Source organism: Prevotellamassilia timonensis, assembly GCF_900106785.1.
Lineage (GTDB): Bacteria > Bacteroidota > Bacteroidia > Bacteroidales > Bacteroidaceae > Alloprevotella > Alloprevotella timonensis.
Window position 1 is genome coordinate 202,324 of the sequence record NZ_LT629843.1, and the last position, 19,867, is coordinate 222,190.

General features: G+C 47.7%; 18 protein-coding genes and 2 tRNA genes. 6 read left to right on the top strand and 14 right to left on the bottom strand.

All coding sequences use genetic code 11. The features are described from left to right. Positions 1-34 precede the first annotated feature (34 nt). From BQ5453_RS04895 to BQ5453_RS04935, 9 genes are all read right to left on the bottom strand, one after another. Entirely contained in the window at positions 35-238 is a 204-nt protein-coding gene (locus BQ5453_RS04895) for a hypothetical protein (RefSeq protein WP_022101276.1), read from the bottom strand. A gap of 138 nt (positions 239-376) precedes the next feature. Next, positions 377-562 (bottom strand): hypothetical protein, encoded by a 186-nt coding sequence (locus tag BQ5453_RS04900; RefSeq protein ID WP_071122361.1) that lies wholly within the window; start codon positions 560-562, stop codon positions 377-379. Positions 563-589: 27 nt separating this feature from the next. After that, positions 590-1,135, bottom strand: a complete 546-nt coding sequence (locus tag BQ5453_RS04905; protein ID WP_143033294.1) for a hypothetical protein — start codon at positions 1,133-1,135, stop codon at positions 590-592. 665 nt (positions 1,136-1,800) lie between these two features. After that, positions 1,801-2,349 carry a hypothetical protein gene (locus BQ5453_RS04910; RefSeq protein WP_143033295.1) on the bottom strand — a complete coding sequence of 183 codons (549 nt, stop codon included), beginning with the start codon at positions 2,347-2,349 and terminating at the stop codon, positions 1,801-1,803. 33 nt (positions 2,350-2,382) lie between these two features. After that, a complete protein-coding gene (locus tag BQ5453_RS04915) occupies positions 2,383-3,426 on the bottom strand; it encodes a transposase (RefSeq protein WP_074027632.1) in 1,044 nt (347 codons plus the stop codon). A gap of 34 nt (positions 3,427-3,460) precedes the next feature. Further along, positions 3,461-3,838 (bottom strand): ISAon1 family transposase N-terminal region protein, encoded by a 378-nt coding sequence (locus BQ5453_RS04920; RefSeq protein WP_143033257.1) that lies wholly within the window; start codon positions 3,836-3,838, stop codon positions 3,461-3,463. Positions 3,839-4,007: 169 nt separating this feature from the next. Continuing rightward, the gene (locus BQ5453_RS04925; RefSeq protein WP_074027632.1) at positions 4,008-5,051 is read right to left on the bottom strand and encodes a transposase; all 1,044 of its coding nucleotides are present in this window, start codon (positions 5,049-5,051) and stop codon (positions 4,008-4,010) included. A 34-nt stretch (positions 5,052-5,085) separates the two neighbouring features. Further along, positions 5,086-5,463, bottom strand: coding sequence for an ISAon1 family transposase N-terminal region protein (locus tag BQ5453_RS04930; protein ID WP_143033257.1), 378 nt, complete (start codon positions 5,461-5,463; stop codon positions 5,086-5,088). Between the two features lie 81 nt (positions 5,464-5,544). Continuing rightward, complete coding sequence (locus tag BQ5453_RS04935) at positions 5,545-6,300, bottom strand: hypothetical protein (RefSeq protein ID WP_071122364.1); 756 nt, start codon at positions 6,298-6,300, stop codon at positions 5,545-5,547. Positions 6,301-6,741: 441 nt separating this feature from the next. On the opposite strand from BQ5453_RS04935, the gene BQ5453_RS04940 reads away from it, so the two are divergent. Then, the gene (locus tag BQ5453_RS04940; protein WP_071122365.1) at positions 6,742-7,323 is read left to right on the top strand and encodes a hypothetical protein; all 582 of its coding nucleotides are present in this window, start codon (positions 6,742-6,744) and stop codon (positions 7,321-7,323) included. A 637-nt stretch (positions 7,324-7,960) separates the two neighbouring features. Here BQ5453_RS04940 and BQ5453_RS04945 read toward each other — a convergent pair. Then, positions 7,961-8,824, bottom strand: coding sequence for a nucleotidyl transferase AbiEii/AbiGii toxin family protein (locus BQ5453_RS04945; RefSeq protein WP_071122366.1), 864 nt, complete (start codon positions 8,822-8,824; stop codon positions 7,961-7,963). Further along, a complete protein-coding gene (locus BQ5453_RS04950) occupies positions 8,821-9,405 on the bottom strand; it encodes a type IV toxin-antitoxin system AbiEi family antitoxin domain-containing protein (RefSeq protein ID WP_071122367.1) in 585 nt (194 codons plus the stop codon). Before BQ5453_RS04950 ends, BQ5453_RS04945 begins: the two co-directional genes overlap by 4 nt. Positions 9,406-9,756: 351 nt before the next feature. On the opposite strand from BQ5453_RS04950, the gene BQ5453_RS04955 reads away from it, so the two are divergent. Beyond that, positions 9,757-10,551, top strand: coding sequence for an energy transducer TonB (locus tag BQ5453_RS04955; protein WP_143033297.1), 795 nt, complete (start codon positions 9,757-9,759; stop codon positions 10,549-10,551). 329 nt (positions 10,552-10,880) lie between these two features. Then, the gene (locus tag BQ5453_RS04960; RefSeq protein ID WP_071122369.1) at positions 10,881-11,741 is read left to right on the top strand and encodes a 4-hydroxy-3-methylbut-2-enyl diphosphate reductase; all 861 of its coding nucleotides are present in this window, start codon (positions 10,881-10,883) and stop codon (positions 11,739-11,741) included. A 987-nt stretch (positions 11,742-12,728) separates the two neighbouring features. On the opposite strand, the gene BQ5453_RS04965 is transcribed toward BQ5453_RS04960, so the two are convergent. After that, positions 12,729-13,187 (bottom strand): copper resistance protein NlpE, encoded by a 459-nt coding sequence (locus tag BQ5453_RS04965; RefSeq protein ID WP_071122370.1) that lies wholly within the window; start codon positions 13,185-13,187, stop codon positions 12,729-12,731. A 71-nt stretch (positions 13,188-13,258) separates the two neighbouring features. Further along, entirely contained in the window at positions 13,259-14,161 is a 903-nt protein-coding gene (locus BQ5453_RS04970) for an AraC family transcriptional regulator (protein ID WP_071122371.1), read from the bottom strand. Positions 14,162-14,324: 163 nt separating this feature from the next. Here BQ5453_RS04970 and BQ5453_RS04975 point away from each other — a divergent pair. The 3 genes from BQ5453_RS04975 to dacB all read left to right on the top strand — a co-directional run bounded on the left by BQ5453_RS04975 (position 14,325) and on the right by dacB (position 16,215). Next, positions 14,325-14,397, top strand: a tRNA-Phe gene (locus BQ5453_RS04975). A 38-nt stretch (positions 14,398-14,435) separates the two neighbouring features. Beyond that, a tRNA-Phe gene (locus tag BQ5453_RS04980) sits at positions 14,436-14,508 on the top strand. Positions 14,509-14,979: 471 nt separating this feature from the next. Continuing rightward, the gene (gene dacB / locus BQ5453_RS04985; RefSeq protein WP_071122372.1) at positions 14,980-16,215 is read left to right on the top strand and encodes a D-alanyl-D-alanine carboxypeptidase/D-alanyl-D-alanine endopeptidase; all 1,236 of its coding nucleotides are present in this window, start codon (positions 14,980-14,982) and stop codon (positions 16,213-16,215) included. 609 nt (positions 16,216-16,824) lie between these two features. On the opposite strand, the gene BQ5453_RS04990 is transcribed toward dacB, so the two are convergent. Further along, positions 16,825-19,659 carry a beta-N-acetylglucosaminidase domain-containing protein gene (locus tag BQ5453_RS04990; protein WP_161942399.1) on the bottom strand — a complete coding sequence of 945 codons (2,835 nt, stop codon included), beginning with the start codon at positions 19,657-19,659 and terminating at the stop codon, positions 16,825-16,827. Positions 19,660-19,867 lie beyond the last annotated feature (208 nt).

Consider the following 19,867-nt stretch of genomic DNA (forward strand, 5'->3'; position numbering starts at 1 on the left):
CTCATTGATTTCGCGCCATACGAACTGTCAACCATCACAATATCAAGCTAATCGCCGATATAATAAGGCCCAGCACCACCAGCATGAGCACCAATTCTATCACACACCCAAAGCAATTACCAACCCCCTCCGTCAGCAAACTGAACACAGCATCTATTGCTGTCCCCAGCCAACCCAATACGCCCAATACCACAAACAGCACGATGCCTGCTACTACCATCAATATGAATGTTAACATATAAAATTGTTTGATTGGTTGAACACCTGTTTATAATATAACCTTGAGCACCATCTTATATTAAGCTGAAATGGAACTTCCGCTTTATTGTTACCATTTACACAGCAGCAAGGCAGAAGTCCCATTTCATTTTAAGTCCTATAATCGTTCCTTATTTCCTGCTATACGCCGAGGCGCATCAGCTATATTAGTTGTCATCACTGCCAAGGCCCATCGCATCAGCAAGCCACCCAAGTACTTAAAAGTTGATGTTAATACAATAACCCCTCTGAAGTAGTTTCTGCCGTTTTCAAAAACATTTTCCTCCTTAATGCCCTTAGCCATTTCGAAAAGGCATTAAGGAGGATACTATCAATCTTCGAAATCTTCAGAAACTTCCGCTATTTGTAGTTCTATTCCTTCGTCAATAGCTTCGTCTTCATGCGCTTCGTACCACTCTTGGAAATCCTCGAATGTGTCAAATTGCAAATCCTTCAGGCTTTCAGATTCCTTCAGTATGTCATTTACATAATCTAAGGTTTCGTCATTTGTCATGACTTCACCAAGTTCAACATTGCGAGCTATGCTTTCTTCATCATTTGTAAAAAATCCGTAGTCCTCAATGTCTACCCAAAAATAAACACTCAGATCCTCATAGTTATCACAGAGAAGATGGCGGAAGTCTGATGGTCCCTTACAATTTTCGTCTGTCGTGATTTTCAACACCCCATCTGAGTATTCACTGCTGTAAATTGTACTCGAAGGCATATACGAATACGATATATTGAGAGTATCCAACAAAAGAGCCAATGATGGCCTATCATTAGAATCTATAATCTGCTGGCACTTTTCATATATTCCTTCAAGTACTTCTTCGTCACCTACAATTCTATAATCTACGGTTGATACTACGCTCATGTTTTTTCTGTTTTTTGCCGTCACCCTTAGGGATATCCGGCATGTTGTTTTTATTTACCGAAAGGGATTGCCCTATTTGGCATTTTATCACCCGCAAATATCTTCGCCATAATGCAAAGGACAGAATGGGTATGCAAAGGAACCGCAAGCTTTCGGTCTCCAATTTGTCTTTGATTTGTTGCAAGAAGAACTGTCAACAGAAGCGTCCTCCCTAATGTAGAACCCTGTTCGAGCAGCTTGCCCCTGCCCAATAAGAGTTCCAATAATCTTTCTTGAGGCCTCAACTTTGTCTACACCTCAATTTACCAACTTAGGACGGGGGGGGGTAATTTGTGTATTCATAAGATTAGCGTTTTGTCTCTTTGTGCATAAAGCTTAAAGTCTTCACACACGAGGAGGAGTTTTAGGGATCTCTGTTTTATCTGAGATTTCTCATACACCTTGCATGCCAGGTTGCGAAGAAATCCATCGATGCTGTTGTACTTTATCTGCTTGCAAATATACAGCATCTAAGCGCTATCTCGTATAGTCCTTTTTATCCTTTTTAGGGCCATGCAATCACAGCTTCGAATCCAAACTCCCATCAGGCTTAAAACAGTAAGCACCCCATGCAATACAACTTGAATGAGGTGCTTACTTACTAAACTTACACTATTGTAAATTCATCACTTCTTATAATCGTAGAACATTTTCCACGAGCCAGCTTCATAACTAAGACGTATTTTGTTCAATCTTATAGACCTTTTGTCACCTTGAACAAATAATTCATATACATATTCCTTATTTAGCTCGATAGGTTCTTTGTTACAAGAAAAATCTTTTACCAAAGTTCCATCTTCTTTTTTAAGGATGCAATTCTTTCTAGAGTTAGGTACATGAAGCGTGTGACCATCAATCTTAAAAGGCGAAACAATTCGATATTCTCCTTTATTAGTATTACATTCTCCTATAAAATCGCTGATTTTGTAATTGATTATAGGTGTATTGTTTTCCATAGGAGTGACAGGAATCGGCAATGTTATTGCATCATCAATATCTAACACATAGACCCTCTTTACACCTTTAGTAGGAGTTCCAAAAGATTTGTAACGATCAAGTCTATCTTTTAGATTTAATTGTTTACCGACTTTTTCAATGCTTGCTTCATCGACTTTTTCAATGCTTGCTTCATCGTCAAGGTCAAGTTCTAAAACGTCAAGCAATTTATGGCGCACCCGACAAACCCTGTGGAGTAGGCCGTGCAGATGCTAACCCAAAACTGTTGCTAAACGATACATGAAGAATGGTATGTCTATGACTCCTTTTACTTGTGCACGAAAGCATTTGATCTTTGAGTTCAACGATTCAGCTGAAGCGTTAGTCTTACGTCCGTCAAAGTAGTTCAGGATTTCATCCTCATAGAATCTGATGGTATCGCGTACGGACTTGATTTCACGCAGAGTGCAGGAAGCCACTTTCTCATACCACCCCTTGAAATTCTGTTTGGCAGTCTCCTTTGTGAGTTTCTTGTTTCTGAATATGGCTCTAAGGGAGTTGATCAGATTGTATGCTTCTTCAAGTTTTGGGTAGAGTGCGAAAAGTATCTTCGCACGCTTTTTCTGCGTTGCGCTCCACTTCTCTCGGCTCATGGACAATTGCTTGCGACATCGTGTCTGTGCCTCTACAAGAGTCTCGCCATTTTCAAGCCTTTTGGGTTCAAAGCGAGTGTTCAGCCTCATAGGCTTTCTTCCGCGCTTGCTCTTCTTCCAGTTCTTCCCATGCCTTTTCCTCATTCGCTCGCGGTAAGCCTTTCTCTGCGCTGCCAGATTTTCGAGGTATTTGCGAAACTCTGCCTTCTGTCTGTTCGCCTCCTTTACGGCTTTTCGTTTCAGGCGCAGGCGTATCTCTTCGCAGCCCTCTCCACCGCGTTTTACGACATGGAAGCAGTCACGTATGACTGTGGCTTTAGGGAATGCCTCTCGGGCTATGACACGCATGCAATCTGAGAGATCCATCGTGATATTCTCAACCATTTCACGCTTATCTGCAGGTAGTTGCATGAGAACCTTCAGTACGTCAGCAGGATTCGTTCCCTTGACTACTGCTATGATTGCACCCTTGCGACCATGGGCATCCTTGTTGTGAACGATAGTGTACAGTTCGCCCTGGAGGGAGGTCTCGTCTATGCCTTGCTCCTTACCTACGTTTTGCGGAATAAGAATCCACTTGGATGCGTGATCCTTCTGCTCCCACGTCTCGAAGTTACTCAGGGCGTCCTTGTATCTTTTGGCAAACGTGGAGCTGTTAATCATGTACGTATAACCAATCTGACGAGCGGTTATCGTCTCAGAGTCCATTCGCCCTCTTTAAAAAAAGCGCGAAGTCCTTCGCGTATCGAGTGCCCTTATGCTTCAGTTCAAACTCCTTGTCAAGGTCAACACTTCTTGTTGTGCCATCCGGCATTGTCCAACGCCTTCTTCGTATGTGAAGTACCGCCTTCTTGTCTCGGGCTGGATAGTCAAGTAAACATGATTCTTCCCCAAAACCATTGCTCACGGAATCCTTCATGTCTGGTGTGCGATTGTCGCGCTCATCCAGATAGATGTGAAGCTCTGTTGTGTAAAGAACATCCTTGTCCAGAGTACGCTGTGTTGCAAAGTCTGTCACCTCGAAATATTTAAGAACTCCTTCGGGGAGGAAATATGAGGCGAGGCCCTCATACATATTTTTATTGCCATTCTGATTCATAGTGCAAAGGTACTACTTTTGGGCAATCATGTATCGTTTGGCAACTCAGTTTTTGGGTTAGCATCTGCACAGCCCTCCACAGGGTTTGTCGGGTGCGCCCAATTNGGCGCACCCGACAAACCCTGTGGAGTAGGCCGTGCAGATGCTAACCCAAAACTGTTGCTAAACGATACATGAAGAATGGTATGTCTATGACTCCTTTTACTTGTGCACGAAAGCATTTGATCTTTGAGTTCAACGATTCAGCTGAAGCGTTAGTCTTACGTCCGTCAAAGTAGTTCAGGATTTCATCCTCATAGAATCTGATGGTATCGCGTACGGACTTGATTTCACGCAGAGTGCAGGAAGCCACTTTCTCATACCACCCCTTGAAATTCTGTTTGGCAGTCTCCTTTGTGAGTTTCTTGTTTCTGAATATGGCTCTAAGGGAGTTGATCAGATTGTATGCTTCTTCAAGTTTTGGGTAGAGTGCGAAAAGTATCTTCGCACGCTTTTTCTGCGTTGCGCTCCACTTCTCTCGGCTCATGGACAATTGCTTGCGACATCGTGTCTGTGCCTCTACAAGAGTCTCGCCATTTTCAAGCCTTTTGGGTTCAAAGCGAGTGTTCAGCCTCATAGGCTTTCTTCCGCGCTTGCTCTTCTTCCAGTTCTTCCCATGCCTTTTCCTCATTCGCTCGCGGTAAGCCTTTCTCTGCGCTGCCAGATTTTCGAGGTATTTGCGAAACTCTGCCTTCTGTCTGTTCGCCTCCTTTACGGCTTTTCGTTTCAGGCGCAGGCGTATCTCTTCGCAGCCCTCTCCACCGCGTTTTACGACATGGAAGCAGTCACGTATGACTGTGGCTTTAGGGAATGCCTCTCGGGCTATGACACGCATGCAATCTGAGAGATCCATCGTGATATTCTCAACCATTTCACGCTTATCTGCAGGTAGTTGCATGAGAACCTTCAGTACGTCAGCAGGATTCGTTCCCTTGACTACTGCTATGATTGCACCCTTGCGACCATGGGCATCCTTGTTGTGAACGATAGTGTACAGTTCGCCCTGGAGGGAGGTCTCGTCTATGCCTTGCTCCTTACCTACGTTTTGCGGAATAAGAATCCACTTGGATGCGTGATCCTTCTGCTCCCACGTCTCGAAGTTACTCAGGGCGTCCTTGTATCTTTTGGCAAACGTGGAGCTGTTAATCATGTACGTATAACCAATCTGACGAGCGGTTATCGTCTCAGAGTCCATTCGCCCTCTTTAAAAAAAGCGCGAAGTCCTTCGCGTATCGAGTGCCCTTATGCTTCAGTTCAAACTCCTTGTCAAGGTCAACACTTCTTGTTGTGCCATCCGGCATTGTCCAACGCCTTCTTCGTATGTGAAGTACCGCCTTCTTGTCTCGGGCTGGATAGTCAAGTAAACATGATTCTTCCCCAAAACCATTGCTCACGGAATCCTTCATGTCTGGTGTGCGATTGTCGCGCTCATCCAGATAGATGTGAAGCTCTGTTGTGTAAAGAACATCCTTGTCCAGAGTACGCTGTGTTGCAAAGTCTGTCACCTCGAAATATTTAAGAACTCCTTCGGGGAGGAAATATGAGGCGAGGCCCTCATACATATTTTTATTGCCATTCTGATTCATAGTGCAAAGGTACTACTTTTGGGCAATCATGTATCGTTTGGCAACTCAGTTTTTGGGTTAGCATCTGCACAGCCCTCCACAGGGTTTGTCGGGTGCGCCCAATTTATACAATGTCTTCATAGCCCCGCCACCCTTTTCTCTAAACGTTATGAATAGAGGATTTTGGGGATTCCTTTTATATTCTACCGGACACTCATATATGCCAGAACTTACAACAGCTTCGTAAGAGTTTCCTGCGGGAATAGAGACGATCTCTTCTTCGTAATGTTTCATATTTCCTTTAATGTTTAGAATGTAGTTAATAAAATCTTTAATTATGGGTTCTTTTCCTTGGACATTAGACAGTTCGTTAACCAAATCAAGCCAGGTAATAGAAGTACTGCCTTCAACCAACGTTTTAACGTCTTGTGTCAATGTAACAGTTTCTTTATTAGAGAAGCCTTTCAATTGAGGAAAGCTAACATACTTCTGTACTTGGTTATTGGCAGCAACTTCAGAGGTCTTAGCTTTGACACTTTTTGCCTCTATGATAATTGCTTTTACTGGGTGCTCGTCTTGATACAAGCGAAGCAAAATGTCAATTCTGCCATTGTTGTCTTTTTCCTTACATTGGGCTTCACAATCGACAATACATTTGTCAAATGTCACCTTTACACCAATGAGTTTCAGAAAAGCATTAAGAGCAGAACGCGATTTATTAAAAAGATACCCAAGAGCCGTCGTTTGTTTGGGTTCAAGGTCTCCTCCTATCAAATCAAAAATTGTACTAATCTTATCGTACTTTCTGAACTCACATACGAAATTTCTTTTCATGTCAATTTGAATTATATTATAAGCAGGAACAATAGCATAATAACACTCTCTGCTTATTATCTATAGCCTTATCGTTTCTTGCTTGTTCTTTAGTCTGTTCTTCTGATTGTTTCTTAGCTTGTCCTTCCGCTTGTTTATTACTATATATAAATGCCAATTAACAAGTGTGTGCCCGATTCAACCTTAAAGGAGAGGGCTACAACTACCTTGCTTTCCTTTACGTTTTCTGTTAACTTTAATATTTAATATCTGCTTGCAAATATACGACACTTCCGCTTTATCCTATATTGTCCTTTTTGTCCTATTTAAGACTCGTATGCTTTTTGTGCGCACAAATTGCTACTTTTGCATAACAAATGGGTGAGGAACACACCGCCAAACGATGGGTACGGGAGAGGCTTCTACTTTTTCGACCCATAGAGACACTGAATTTTTGCTAAAATGAAAGATAAACTGCTACATGCCTTAGAGGAAAGGACCGAGCTTAAAATGAAACGCAACCACGACTTTGCGTATCTGAGCGAACTGCTGCTTGCCGAATGCCACGAATATATCAGTACTACCACACTCAAACGCATGTGGGGGTATATTCACGACCAGGAAAGCAAACCCAGCAAAAATACGCTGAACGTGATCGCTAATTTCTTGGGATTTGACGATTTTGCAGATTTTTGCAACCGGGGGGGTATTTCTGTAAAAGGGGGACATACGATTGCATCGCAGAGCGAAATGTTTTTCAGCAAAGCGTGCTTGTCTAATGAACTGCAGGTTGGCGACGAGGTGATAGTGCGCTGGCTGCCCGACCGCAGCTGTACGTTCCGGTGTTTGGGCAACAATATGTTTGAGGTAACAAGGAGCCGTAATGCGCAACTCAGCGTGGGGGATACTTTCAGCTGCGACTTGTTTGCCGAGGGTGAAATGCTCAAAGTGTACAAACTGACGCACGACGGCAAAAGCGACATGGCGTACCACGCTGGCAAAGCTGGGGGCATCAAGTTTAATGTGAGACGAAAAAATAAATAAGGCTTGCAAAACGTGCGAGGAATGCTGATGTGCTGATGATGGCTGACGCCGTAGCTATATTGATGTTTTTCAAGTTGTAGATAACGATACATTGCTGTCCGGCCAAACGCCTAAGCATTACGATGTGGTGCTTAGGCGTTTGGCCGGACAGCAATGTATCACCCGACTTCGTCAATGCGCCACCCAAATCAATTATAGTGAACTGATCAGGAATATATATTATCCGACATTTGGAGTAATAAACTTTGTTCTGTGTTTTTAAGGGCAGTTCGCCCTTGTGCCGCTTACCGCGGGAGACATAAGTACATAAGCTACATAAGTAACATAAGGCTGGCGCCGTGGTTTTTCACATAAGCTGAGGCTGGGGCGGCCGCCCTGCCTGTAAAAATGTCACAATGCATAGGCAAAATAAGAGCAATTTATTCCTATTGCATAGGCAAACAGCAATAAAAATATCACATTGCATAGGCAAAACAAGGGTAAATTGTTCCTATTGCATAGGCAAACATTGATAAAAATGTCACATTGCATAGGCAAAACAAGGGCAATTTATTCCTATTGCATAGGCAAACATCAATAAAAAAGCCACATTGCATAGGCAAGTAGCCTTATTTATTTGCCTTTTGCATCTTATGACTTATCCAAGTATTGCTTCACTCCAATACTCTTGCAGGTTCTCTTTAATGCACTTCATTACAACAGAGAATTCAAGCCGCTCCTTCCAACGTATCTTCTTCAAGAAAGCCTTCCACAAAGCATTGCGTGTCGTATCTGTAGCGAACTTATCACTAAAAAGCATAAGGTTTGCTCTGTAAGGGGTATTTCTGTTTTTGAATGTACAGACAATGGCTTCCGACAGTAGTTCTCGGTCTATTATATGGTTGGCAAACAACTGATACACATCAAAGAAATCTTTCATGCGACTATTGCTTTCGTCACGGTCGACCATTGCGTGAAATTTCTCCGCTATTAATGTTTCCAAAGAATAAGCGTATAGTTCCACAGCTGGAACATTGGGCAGTAACAACGGATAATCCAAAGAAAGCGGGTAAGGCGTTACCACATCGCCAAAGCCTATATCAACAGATATCTGTTGCACAATCGTATCTAAGTGAGCCACCACTTTTACACAAGTGCCTGGATATTTCTTTTCAACGGCAATCGGTTCTAATTCAAGCGAAGTTGCATCATAAGTAACGCCATCATCTTCGCATTCTATGTTGCAAATTTTCTCGAATGTTTCTTTCAAACTTTCTCTCTCATTACTGATGCACTCCCCTAACAGGTCGATGTCGATTGTTGGACGAGCTTTGAAACCATCCAATGCAAACAATAAAGAACTGCCTTTCAGCAGGAAATTACTTTTGTAAGGACTTGCAGATATGCGAAACAGCAAGCGCTCATGCAAATATCTAACCAGCACCTTCATATACTCTTGCTTCTCCTCTTTGGCAAGGTTAAGCAAACGTGTCTTAATAGACCGCCCTATATTCTTTGTCACAATCTTGTCTCCAAATATGTAGTCAATATGTTTTTAACTCTCAATTTCTGTGCATACTCATGCAGGAGTGAGATATTACGATTATCTTTTTTCAGATAGCTGTCTATAACTTCGCCACAGACATCAAGCCCTATCTTGTTTCTGTATTTCACAGCATCGCAAACTGTCCGTTCCAGGTCTGTAATAAGCACATCATATCCCGATATCTCCTTTTGCATGATGCCAAACTCCAAATATTCTTTCTTCCAATAGTAAAGGTCTATGATTGGATAGTCAGGCAGACGTACTTTGCGCCTGGCATCAATGGCGATGCAAGTTGACGAGGGAACTTGCGTAGACAGTCCATGATGGGAAAATGCGCTATATAGGCAAAGCACTCCGCGAGGAACGATCCGCTCAACATCTATCATATTATTTGCCAAGGCGGACGTTTCTGCATAGACCCCTTTTCTGATTCGCACCAAATTCCCCTCTTCTGCAGCGTGACGGAGTTGCTCATATTCACCACGGCTTTTCACTTCGCCAGTGGTTATGAACCCACCTTGTTGTTGCAGTGTATCAATGATTGAGCCTTTATTCATGTCGAAACCTGTTTTGTATGCAAAGGTACGATACTAATTGAGAAAAAAGAATGTTCTGTGTAAAAAGTTACGGAGAATGCAGACAAACTCCGTAACATCTTACATTCCCGTCAAACCCAAATATGACTGTTGGCAATGGGCATTGGTGGCAAAATCCCCATGGCATAGGCAAAACATGGACAAACACCCCCATTACGCAGGGTGCAGTTGGGAGTGCGCACCTGGGGTAGCGCAGGCATTTTAATACATATTATCATTACGCGGCACAAGTCTTTTAATCTATCGTTTTGCGTTGCGCGCAGATTTCAGTAACTTCGCCGACTGAACAATAACGAATAGGAGGCAACAACAGTGCATTCGTCAGACATATATTCAAAGGAATGGTGCGACATGGTGTTTGAGGGCCGCAACAAAGCGTATGGCGCCTACAAGCTGCGCGAGCAGACGGGCGCCCGCTACCGGCGTGTGCTCATCATTGTGCTCGGCACCTTGGGCGCCTTGCTGGGTGCGCAGGGGTCGCTGGCCCTCTATGCACACATAATGGCTATGCGCGGCATGAAGGAGGCCGAGGACGCTTTTGCCAAAAAGCCTGCCGAACTGAAGGAGGGCTACAAGGTGAAGTTTCTGGCCACAGCGCGCCAGGCTCCCACGGTGCGCACGGCACCGGGTGCCAAGTCGGCAAGGCCAAAAATTGTTGACGGACTGCCTCCACTCGAAACCATCGGACAGGACGGTCCCATAGACTACGACCCCGAGCAGCAGGTTATTACCACACCGATTGTGGACACTACGGGCATTCACGACAAGTCGCTGCCCATAGCCAAGGAGAAGATTGTGCCTACCGAACAGGTGTCGCAGATGCCTGAGTTTCCGGGCGGACTGCGTGCCTTTATGCGCTGGCTCGACCAGCACATCGTTTATCCGCAGGAGTGTATTGACCGCAATGAAAAGGGCTCTGTCACAATTTGCTTTATTGTGGACGAAAAGGGCCATACTACCGACCTTGAGGTGAAGAATGCCTTTGACGCTAAAATATACAAGGCTGCCATGGACGCGCTAAAACGTATGCCTAAATGGAAACCTGGCACAGATGACAAGGGCGACCCTACACCTGTTAAGATTACAATACCGGTGGACTTTAAGTGATGGGCTGCGCTTATATGAGCCACCTCTAATGGGGGCGACGCGTCCCGCGTCGGGATAGAGATAAGAGTTAAACACGAACGCTACTACTGCTAATAATAGCTGCATATTTTCCCGACGCGAGACGCGTCGCCCCCATTAGAGGTAGCGTTCGGTGCTTGGGGCCTTTTATTGACATCATCGGCTGCGGCTCAGCAATTCAAGGAAACTTGATTGCATTCGCCTTGCACGATGATTCAGCCCGCCCTTGTTAAATCAGAAACTTGAATAAAAGTAACTTTTTAACCTCATAACCCTCTAACCTCATAACCCCCTAACCCCCTAACCCCTCCATGCACATAGAGATAGATGAATCATCAGGATTTTGCTTCGGTGTAACAACGGCTATACGCAAGGCCGAAGAAGAATTGGCCCAGTCGGCAGCGCTCTGCTGCTTGGGCGATATTGTGCATAATGGCAGCGAATGCGAGCGATTGCGAAAGGCCGGTTTGCAAACCATCGACCACGAGGCGCTCAACCACCTGCCACAAGGCACTAAAGTGCTGCTGCGTGCACATGGCGAGCCTCCTGCCACCTACGAACTGGCACGTGAGCGTGGCATCTGCATCATAGATGCCACCTGTCCGGTGGTACTGCAACTGCAACGGCGTATCAAAAAGGTGTATACCGAAAATCCGCACCCGCAAATCGTTATCTACGGCAAACGCGGACATGCCGAGGTGCTGGGCCTCGTGGGACAGACTAATGGCGAGGCGCTGGTGATAGAGAGTGTGGAGGAAGCGGCGCAGATAGATTTTTCGCGCCCCGTGGCCTTGTTCTCTCAAACTACCAAACCGCTTGAGGTGTTCCGGCAGATTGTGGACTATATTACAGCGCACATGGAACGGGTTGAAGATTTTCGCTACTTCGACACCATTTGTCGTCAGGTGGCCAACCGCTTGCCAAACATTCGCGCCTTTGCCTCACGCCACGACGTGATAGTGTTTGTGTGCGGACTCAAAAGTTCTAACGGACGTGTGCTGCACGAGGCTTGTCGCAAGGTGAACCCGCGCACTTATCTTGTAGACACTCCCGAGGCCATACGCCCCGAGTGGTTTGAGGGTGCACGCAGTGTGGGCATCTGTGGCGCCACTTCCACCCCGAAATGGCTGATGGAAAGATGCGCCGAGGTGCTGAAGGGGGCGCGCGATTGAGAATGGTGCTGATGTGTTCATGAGGGGGGTATCAAAACCCAAATTGTGCGGGCTGAAAGCCCAATGATTGTACATAGCCCTGGGCAAGCGAAGCGGCACCCAGGGTTATTCGTAACGTGATGCAACGACGCCCTGTAAGGGCAAAAGTGATGATTATCATTTACTTTTGCCCTTACAGGGCGCAACTGTTTCTATATACGCCAACCCTGGGTGCCGCTTCGCTTGCCCAGGGCTATGTACAATCATTGGGCATTCAGCCCGCACAAATTGAGTTTTGACACACCCTCATTTGCACACCAGCCCTACCTGCACTCCATCGTATGTGCAGGCGTGTTGTGATGGGTGCCAGCAGAGAATTACGGTATAGGGAGCCCGAAAAAAGTGTCGGAGCAACAGAGAATCCGCTCTCCCTATGCCCGAAATTCGCTCTCCCTATACTATAAGAACATATTGGTGTCCAATAAAACCATTCTGATATTACAGCTCACGGATCACACCGATTGCACGGATTTTTTTGCTTGTGCAACGTGCTTTAGCACCACGGAGATGACGGATTTGACGGATTTTGTGAGCATTGCATGCTCACTTCGCTATTGGCCCGTAACGTACCCGTGGCGAAATACGATAGCACAGATTATGTAGTAAGGTACCTGGTCGCAACAACGAGCTAATAGCGAAGTGAGCATGCAATGCTCACAAAATCCGTAGAATCCGTCATCTCCGTGGTGCTAAAGCACATTGCACAAGCAAAAAAATCCGTGCAATCGGTGCGATCCGTGAGCAATAATATCAGAATGGTTTCACTGGACAGCAATAACTAAATAATAGTTGCATCTTATCCCGACGCGGGACGCGTCGCCCCCATTAGAGGTAGCGTTTTGTGATTGCGTTTGGTGATTGTGCTTGACGCTTGTGTTTGGAGATTGCGTTTAGAGGTAGCGTTTTGTGATTGCGTTTGATGATTGTGCTTAGAGACAGCGTTTGGTACTACTTCTTCTTGGTCAGCACATAGAGTTTGGCGGTTTCGCCCTCAGGCTCATTGCCAAGCGAGTCGGTCATGATGATGCTGTTGGCGTCCTTCACCTTATAATATGTAGCCTCGCCACTCGAGGGGCGAACGATTTCTACCACATTGTTTGCCAACACCTTGAATGTGCCGCTCGCCTCGTCGTGGCCGTCCTTGCGCTCCAAGTAGTCGGCCGAATACTGGTAGGTGCTGTCGGCGTTGAGCGTCAGTACGGTGCGAATGCCCGGACAGTCGGCAGCGGGAAGTGTGCCCTCGTAGGTGCCTGCCAGCGACTCGATGGCCACACCCGCATTGAGCGAATCGCTCGCAACAGTGCTCAAACTGTCCTTGCTTGTATCATTACTCTTTGTGTTGCCATGGCATGATGCCATGCACAGCGCAGCGGCTGCGGCAGCCGCTATTACCAAATTCTTCTTCATAGGTTTGTGATTATTTTTTAGGGGTTGTCTTATTATCATTGTAACAGCGTTGCCTCAGCGTGAAAGAGCCATCAGCCCGGCATGCCCTTTCTGAAGTCGCTGGGCGAAATGCCCTCCGTGTTTTTGAAGTATTTGCCAAGGAAACTCTGGTTTGGGAAGTTCATTTCCATAGCAATCTCCTTGATAGAGAGCGGGGTGTTCATCAGCAGCGACTTTATTTCGATAATCACCAGCGTGTTAATCCACTGTCCGGCCGTTTTGCCGCTCACCAGTTTCACCACTTCCGACAGGTATTTGGGCGTGAGGCACATTTCGCTGCTGTACCATTCAACGCTGCGCTCGTGCTTAAAGTGTTGCGACACGAGTTTGATAAACTGGTCGAATATGGCGTAGGCGCGACTCTGCGTCTTGGAGTTTGACTGCGGCACACGCACATCGAGCAGGTTGCATATTTCAAAGTAAAAGGCGCGCACCAGCGACACGGTGGCTTCGCGCATGTAGCGTCCTGGTGTGGGGCGGTTGAGCCTTTTACGTATCAGCTGGTAGCACTCGAGCAGCCACAGTTGTTCGCTCTCGGTCATGGTGAGCACCGGGTGCTCCATCAAGAATAGCAGGTAAGGCCACATCTTGTCCATGCCCACCAGGCAGTTTTGGGCAAATGTGCGCGACATGAGCACCGCCTTGGCGTGAAAATTGCCGTTGGAGCTGCCATCGCGAAATATCTGTTCGCCAAAACTGATGAGCAGGTCGCCCGGCTCCATGTGGCATTGGCGGCCATTCATTGTAAAGTCCACCTGTCCCTCGGTGCAGAGGGCTATGAGCAGAAAGCCTACTTGTGCGGGGGCTTCAACCAGGTCGTCGAGGGTGATGTCGTCGAGCACGGTAAATTCTTTGCCAAGCCCTATGCCGCTGGTTGTGGCCAGGGCATCGTTTATGCTGAGTGTGCGTATGGGTGAGTAGCTTTGTTGGGTCATGCGTGTATTGATAGGGGTTGTGCTTGCAAATATATGGATTATTGTTCATAATATCGGATTTTGGCGCAAATATTATTCCTTTTTACGTTTTTGTTAGAAATAAAGGGGCATTTGCTTGGAGCGAATGAAAGTTTTTCGTACTTTTGCACTCGCAAATCAGCAAGGTGCCATAGCTCAGTTGGTAGAGCAAAGGACTGAAAATCCTTGTGTCCCCGGTTCGATTCCTGGTGGCACCACTGCTAATAAATGCCAATTGCATGATTTGCAACATTTTGGTGCCATAGCTCAGTTGGTAGAGCAAAGGACTGAAAATCCTTGTGTCCCCGGTTCGATTCCTGGTGGCACCACTACAAAAAGAGGTTTATCGTAAAGGTAAATCTCTTTTTTGGTATACCTCTTTTGTTTAGTTCTTATGCCACTATACCACAGTTGGCAGAGCAAAGGACTGGACGTTGAAATATCTGGCCTTGTGTCCCCGGTTCGATTCCTGGTGGCACCACTACAAAAAGAGGTTTATCGTAAAGATAAATCTCTTTTTGGTATATGGACCAATAATAGTTTCAAGTTTCGGATTTAACAAGGGCGGGCTGAAAGCCCAAGTATTTACTTAGCCCAGGGCAACGCCCTGGGTAAAAATGAACAAGGTTGCGACGCCCTGTAAGGGCAGAAGTAAAACCACTTCATCATACTTTTGCCCTTACAGGGCGTAACGTTTCTTCTTGTGGGCGACCCAGGGCGTTGCCCCGGGCTATGGATTACATTGGGCTTTCAGCCCGCACTTGCAAAATCCGAAAGTTGAGTAATAGTCAGGCAAAATAATGAAACGCTTTATATCACTCTTACTGCTCGTTGTGAGCATACTGCCCATGCACGCTGGCATTATGCGCACCGACAGCATCATGCCCGAGGACTCGGTGGTGACCGACACCATAGCCGACAATACCGACTTGCAACTGTCGCTGCCCGACCGCTTGCGCCAACTGCTCGACAACGATATATTTGAACGCACGCAGGTGGGCATTTATGTGTATGACCTCACGGCCGACACCCTGGTGTTTACACACAACGAAAGACAGTGCATGCGACCTGCATCGAACGAGAAACTCGTTACGGCCATTGTGGCGCTCAACGACCTTGGCGTGACCTACAACTATCAGACAAGGCTCTATGCCGACCACTTGCCGAGCGACACGGACAGTGTGTTTGTGGGACGTGTGTATGTGCGCGGTGGTTACGACCCACTGATTGATGCCGACGACTTGCGCGCCTTTGCGCAAAGCCTGAAGGCGCACGGCATCACCCGTATCACATCGCCCATTGGGCTTGACCTCAGCATGAAGGACGACAAGCGCATGGGCTGGGGCTGGTGTTGGGACGACGATTGCGTGCCGCTCACACCGCTGCTCTACCGCAACCACGACTCCTTTGCCGACAATCTGCGCCGCATCTTTCGTGAGGAGGGCATTGACTGGGACGGCACCACCGAGGAGCGCACCGTGCCGTCAGATGCCACGCTTGTATGCACCCGCACGCGCAACATAGACCAGGTGTTGCTGCCCATGCTCAAGGAGAGCAACAACTCTGCCGCCGAATCGCTCTTTTACCAGCTTGCCGCACAGGGGGGCAAGCCGCGTGCCGGACGCAAGCAGGCTGTGGCGCACTACAATGCGCTGTTCAGGCACATTGGACTCGAGCCTTCGCACTACCAGATAGCCGACGGGTCGGGCTTGTCGCTCTACAACTATCTCACACCCGAGGCCATTGGCCGCCTGTTGCGCTATGCTTACAACGACGATGACATATACCGCCACCTGCACCCCGCCCTGCCCATAGCTGGCGAGGACGGCACGCTGCGCAAACGTATGCGCCACTCGGCCGCCGAGGGCAATGTGCATGCCAAAACGGGCACTGTGGAGGGTGTGAGCACGCTTTCGGGTTATCTGACTACTGCCACGGGCAATGTGCTCTGTTTCAGCATCATGAACCAGGGTGTGCGTTACAGCAGCACGGGGCGCAATTTTCAAGACAGGGTGTGCCGGGCATTGTGCAGGTAGTGGCATCATTTGCCGGACAGCAATATAATAGGAAGAGACCATTGAGTTGACAACCGACGCACTTGTGCGTATGGCAGCGACTCAATGGTCTCTTGCTTTGTGGTATGTTATGGGTTATAGTTGTGTGGTAAAACGTAAACATGCTATCAGACGCAAGCACTAAACGTAAGCACTAAACGCTACCTCTAATGGGGGCGACGCGTCTCGCGTCGGGCATTAAGGCAAAGGCTTACAGATAGACGTGTAATTCGTGCTGTCAGTGAGTTTATGTTTAGTGTATAAACAGTGCAATTTTCCGACGCGAGACGCGTCGCCCCCATTAGTGCTTGCGTTTTCTATCAGATTGACAGGTTAAAAAGCATATTAGAAGCCATGTAAAGGACTGTTGTGCCAGGGAATCGCCCCCATTAGAGCGCAAGGTGCATACACTTCATTTGAGCGCAAGGTGCATACACAAAATAAAGGCTCACAGACAGCACTAATTACATGCTGGACTGTGAGCCTTTGCTTTGATTACCGCGGGACGCATCGCCCCCATTAGAGGTAGCGTTTGATGTTTTACCAAACAGTGATATTTATGGGTAAGGTAGCGTCTGCAGCGGGGTGAGTTTACTTAATCACCTTTCGGCCCGCAACGATGTAAACACCGTGCTTTGAAGGCTTGCTCACCTTGCGTCCTGACAAATCGTAGATGACATTGTTTGCCTTTGCGGCAGGATTGGTAACCACCTGGCCAAGGGCTGTGATTTCGTCGTCCTGTGCTGCATCGACAAAGGTAAACACATAACTGTCGTTGAGGGCGGCGTCCACACGTTTGATTGTGTTGTCGGGCGTGATGCCCCAGTATTGGGGAACGGCGTTGGGCGTCACACTCATGATGGCCCATAGTCCGGCACGCTCTGTAAGGATTACCGAGTTCCAGTCCGAATAGTAGGCATTCTGGTTAATTCGGCCCTCTTCGTCGAGGAACTTCTGGTTGTTATAGGCAATCTTCCAACGGCCCGAAGTATTGTCGATGCTTACCGTCCACTTTTGATATTGGCGTGCACCTGCGCTCTCGGCCTTGGCCTCAAAGGTAGGATTGCTCAATGCCGCGAGTTGGGGCGTTGTGGTAAGGTATTCGCCATTGTGGTTCTTGATGTAGTAGCTGTTGCCACTCTTTATCACAGGGTGTTCGGTGGTGGTGCCTTGCACCGGCACAATCTCGAAGATGGCATCGTCGATGTGCAGAATAGGCGCATTGTTCTTATCCTTGCTCAGCGGCGTGTCACGCTTTATAATGCGGCTGTCGTTGGCAGCCATAAAGCGGTTTTTAACCTTTGCGGTAGTCTGAATGGCATATTTGCCGTTCACGCGATAGATTGTGTAACTGTGCCAGTCGGCATCGTAAGGATTGATTGTCTTGTCAGCCCAGAAGGCGCCATTCTCGTTCAAGTAGCGTCCGTCTTGCGTGTTGACAATTTTGTAGCGTCCGGTGTTGGCGTCGAGCGTGATGGTCCATTCACACTTTTGCGGTTGCGCATCGTCAATTTCGTCAGCCCATACGGGATAGTCGCCCGTTTTGTCGGCTGAGGCGTCCTTGTCGTAGAGGTATTTGCCGTTATACTTAATGTAGTAGTTGCCCGACTCGAGCACCTGTGCCGGGAACACCTCCCAGCCTTCGGTGTAGCGACTCTTGTAGTCGAGCACCAGCTGGTTGAGCTTTGTTTTGAGGAACGGCTCTATCTTTTGGCTCGCCACCACGGGACGTGCGCTCTTGATTGTGCCCTCGAAGTTGCGCGAAATGAGTGCATCCTCCTTAGCCTGTATGGCTGTAATGTCGCGGTAGTTCTGCAGGAACAGGTCAGGCTTGTTATCGTCCAGCGCCTGCTGCATCTCCACCATTTTCTGTCCGCGCTGCCCCATGTACTTCATTTTCAAGAGCCACGGTGTAATTTCGGTAATCAGTGCGGGGTTGTAGGTGTCGGCAAGCAGCGCATCGGCAGCCTCCACCATTTTGTCGTACTGTGCTTTGCGTGCCTCAATAGTGCCAGTGGCGTCGAAGTTAGGACTTTCGCCCTCGCGGCGCATGCCGTGCACCGTTGTGCCGAGGTCGACGTTATGTTCGCAGAACACACGGTAAGCCTCAGCATTGGTCGGCATCAAATATTTGATGGCACGCTCCCAGTTGGCCTCAGGGTTGTAGTCCTTCATGTTCCAGGCATAGTCGGCCACACCATACAGTGCCACCTTCGATGCCTCGGCATACTCCATGGGGTTGCTCGTGAATGCCGTCATTTTGGCACCAAAGGCGTTGTCGCCCTGGTCGTTGCCGTAGAACTTGCCCATGAGCATGTGGCCGATGCAATAGTCGTTAACCGGATAGTTCAACCAAATAAAAGGATCCAGGCCGTTAGTGGCCGTCTTAAAGAAGTCCAGGTCGCGTTGGTTAATCATGTCGGCCACACCGGCACCGGTCCACATTACCTCGATGCCCTTGCGCAATCCGTTGCCCAAGCCGCGCAGATAGGCATCGGCATTGTTGTTGCCGGCATAAGCGGCGTTGTACTTTGTAGGACACATTGAAAGCTTGTGCAAGTCGTCGTGCTTCAGTATGAAGTTATCCCAAACGTAGTTGCATTCGGCCACTTGCAGGTTGGCGTCGGCTGCACCAAAGTCGTCGAAGAAGATGGAGAAGTTGCGCACGCCCAATGAGTAGACGTGCTCGAGCTTGTTGACCACTGCCTTAAAGTCGGCCTCTGAGTTTGATATTGAACCGCCTGTGTGGATAGACCACACAAAGTCTACGTGGTTTTTCTTGGCCGATTCGGCCAGGCTGCGAATAATGGCTGCCTTGTCGTCGGGATAGTTCTCGCGCCATTTTGTACGGTGGTAAGGGTCGTCCTTGGGTCCGTAAACATAAATGTTCAGTTTGTTCTTGCCATAAAAGTCAAACTGGCTCTTGCGGTCGGCGTCGCTCCAAGGGTTGCCATAAAAGCCTTCAATCACGCCACGCTGCGCACAGGCGGGGTAGTCCTTAATTTCGACAGACATCACCTCGGGTTGTGCCAATATTTGCAGCAGCGTTTGCACACCGTAGTATGTGCCAGCGTCGTCGGCGCCGGCCACCACAATACCGTCGGCGGCCACTTTCAGGTAGTAACCCTCGGCTGTTGAGGGTATGTTGGCTTCGACGGCGCTCACCGTTGCTTCGCCCTTTTTGCCTATTGTCAGGCTAAGGCCGTCATCGGCTGTTGTGAGTTTGTCTTGCAACAGGGCCACGGCGTATGCGTCGGTTGTGGCGGCCTTGTTAATGGCGTATTTTGCTCCTGCCGAAGCAAAGGCCTTTGCGCCCCAGTTCACCGATTGTGGCACAGGCGACACTTGCACCTGCTGGGCCCATGCGGCCACTTGCACCGCCAGGGCGCAAAGCCACATCAAACAGATTCTTTTCAACGAATTCATTGTGTAAGGGAAGATTTGTAGTGAATAATAATGTTTTCGTGTGTAAAGGTACGAATATTTCTTCATAAAGGACGACAACGGCGAAGCGCCTTTAATAAAATGCAAAAATGCACAGGTTGTTGGCATGATGTTCTACGCTCACCTTGCACTATCTTTGCAGAAGATAGGCGGCTCCTCGGAATAAAGTTCAAGCAAGCTTGACTTTATT

Coding starts and splice junctions, on each gene's coding strand:
- BQ5453_RS04895 (WP_022101276.1), bottom strand. CDS start 238: ATGTTAACATTCATATTGATGGTAGTAGCAGGCATCGTGCTGTTTGTG.
- BQ5453_RS04900 (WP_071122361.1), bottom strand. CDS start 562: ATGGCTAAGGGCATTAAGGAGGAAAATGTTTTTGAAAACGGCAGAAAC.
- BQ5453_RS04905 (WP_143033294.1), bottom strand. CDS start 1,135: ATGAGCGTAGTATCAACCGTAGATTATAGAATTGTAGGTGACGAAGAA.
- BQ5453_RS04915 (WP_074027632.1), bottom strand. CDS start 3,426: ATGATTAACAGCTCCACGTTTGCCAAAAGATACAAGGACGCCCTGAGT.
- BQ5453_RS04920 (WP_143033257.1), bottom strand. CDS start 3,838: ATGTATGAGGGCCTCGCCTCATATTTCCTCCCCGAAGGAGTTCTTAAA.
- BQ5453_RS04925 (WP_074027632.1), bottom strand. CDS start 5,051: ATGATTAACAGCTCCACGTTTGCCAAAAGATACAAGGACGCCCTGAGT.
- BQ5453_RS04930 (WP_143033257.1), bottom strand. CDS start 5,463: ATGTATGAGGGCCTCGCCTCATATTTCCTCCCCGAAGGAGTTCTTAAA.
- BQ5453_RS04935 (WP_071122364.1), bottom strand. CDS start 6,300: ATGAAAAGAAATTTCGTATGTGAGTTCAGAAAGTACGATAAGATTAGT.
- BQ5453_RS04940 (WP_071122365.1), top strand. CDS start 6,742: ATGAAAGATAAACTGCTACATGCCTTAGAGGAAAGGACCGAGCTTAAA.
- BQ5453_RS04950 (WP_071122367.1), bottom strand. CDS start 9,405: ATGAATAAAGGCTCAATCATTGATACACTGCAACAACAAGGTGGGTTC.
- BQ5453_RS04960 (WP_071122369.1), top strand. CDS start 10,881: ATGCACATAGAGATAGATGAATCATCAGGATTTTGCTTCGGTGTAACA.
- BQ5453_RS04965 (WP_071122370.1), bottom strand. CDS start 13,187: ATGAAGAAGAATTTGGTAATAGCGGCTGCCGCAGCCGCTGCGCTGTGC.
- BQ5453_RS04970 (WP_071122371.1), bottom strand. CDS start 14,161: ATGACCCAACAAAGCTACTCACCCATACGCACACTCAGCATAAACGAT.
- dacB (WP_071122372.1), top strand. CDS start 14,980: ATGAAACGCTTTATATCACTCTTACTGCTCGTTGTGAGCATACTGCCC.
- BQ5453_RS04990 (WP_161942399.1), bottom strand. CDS start 19,659: ATGAATTCGTTGAAAAGAATCTGTTTGATGTGGCTTTGCGCCCTGGCG.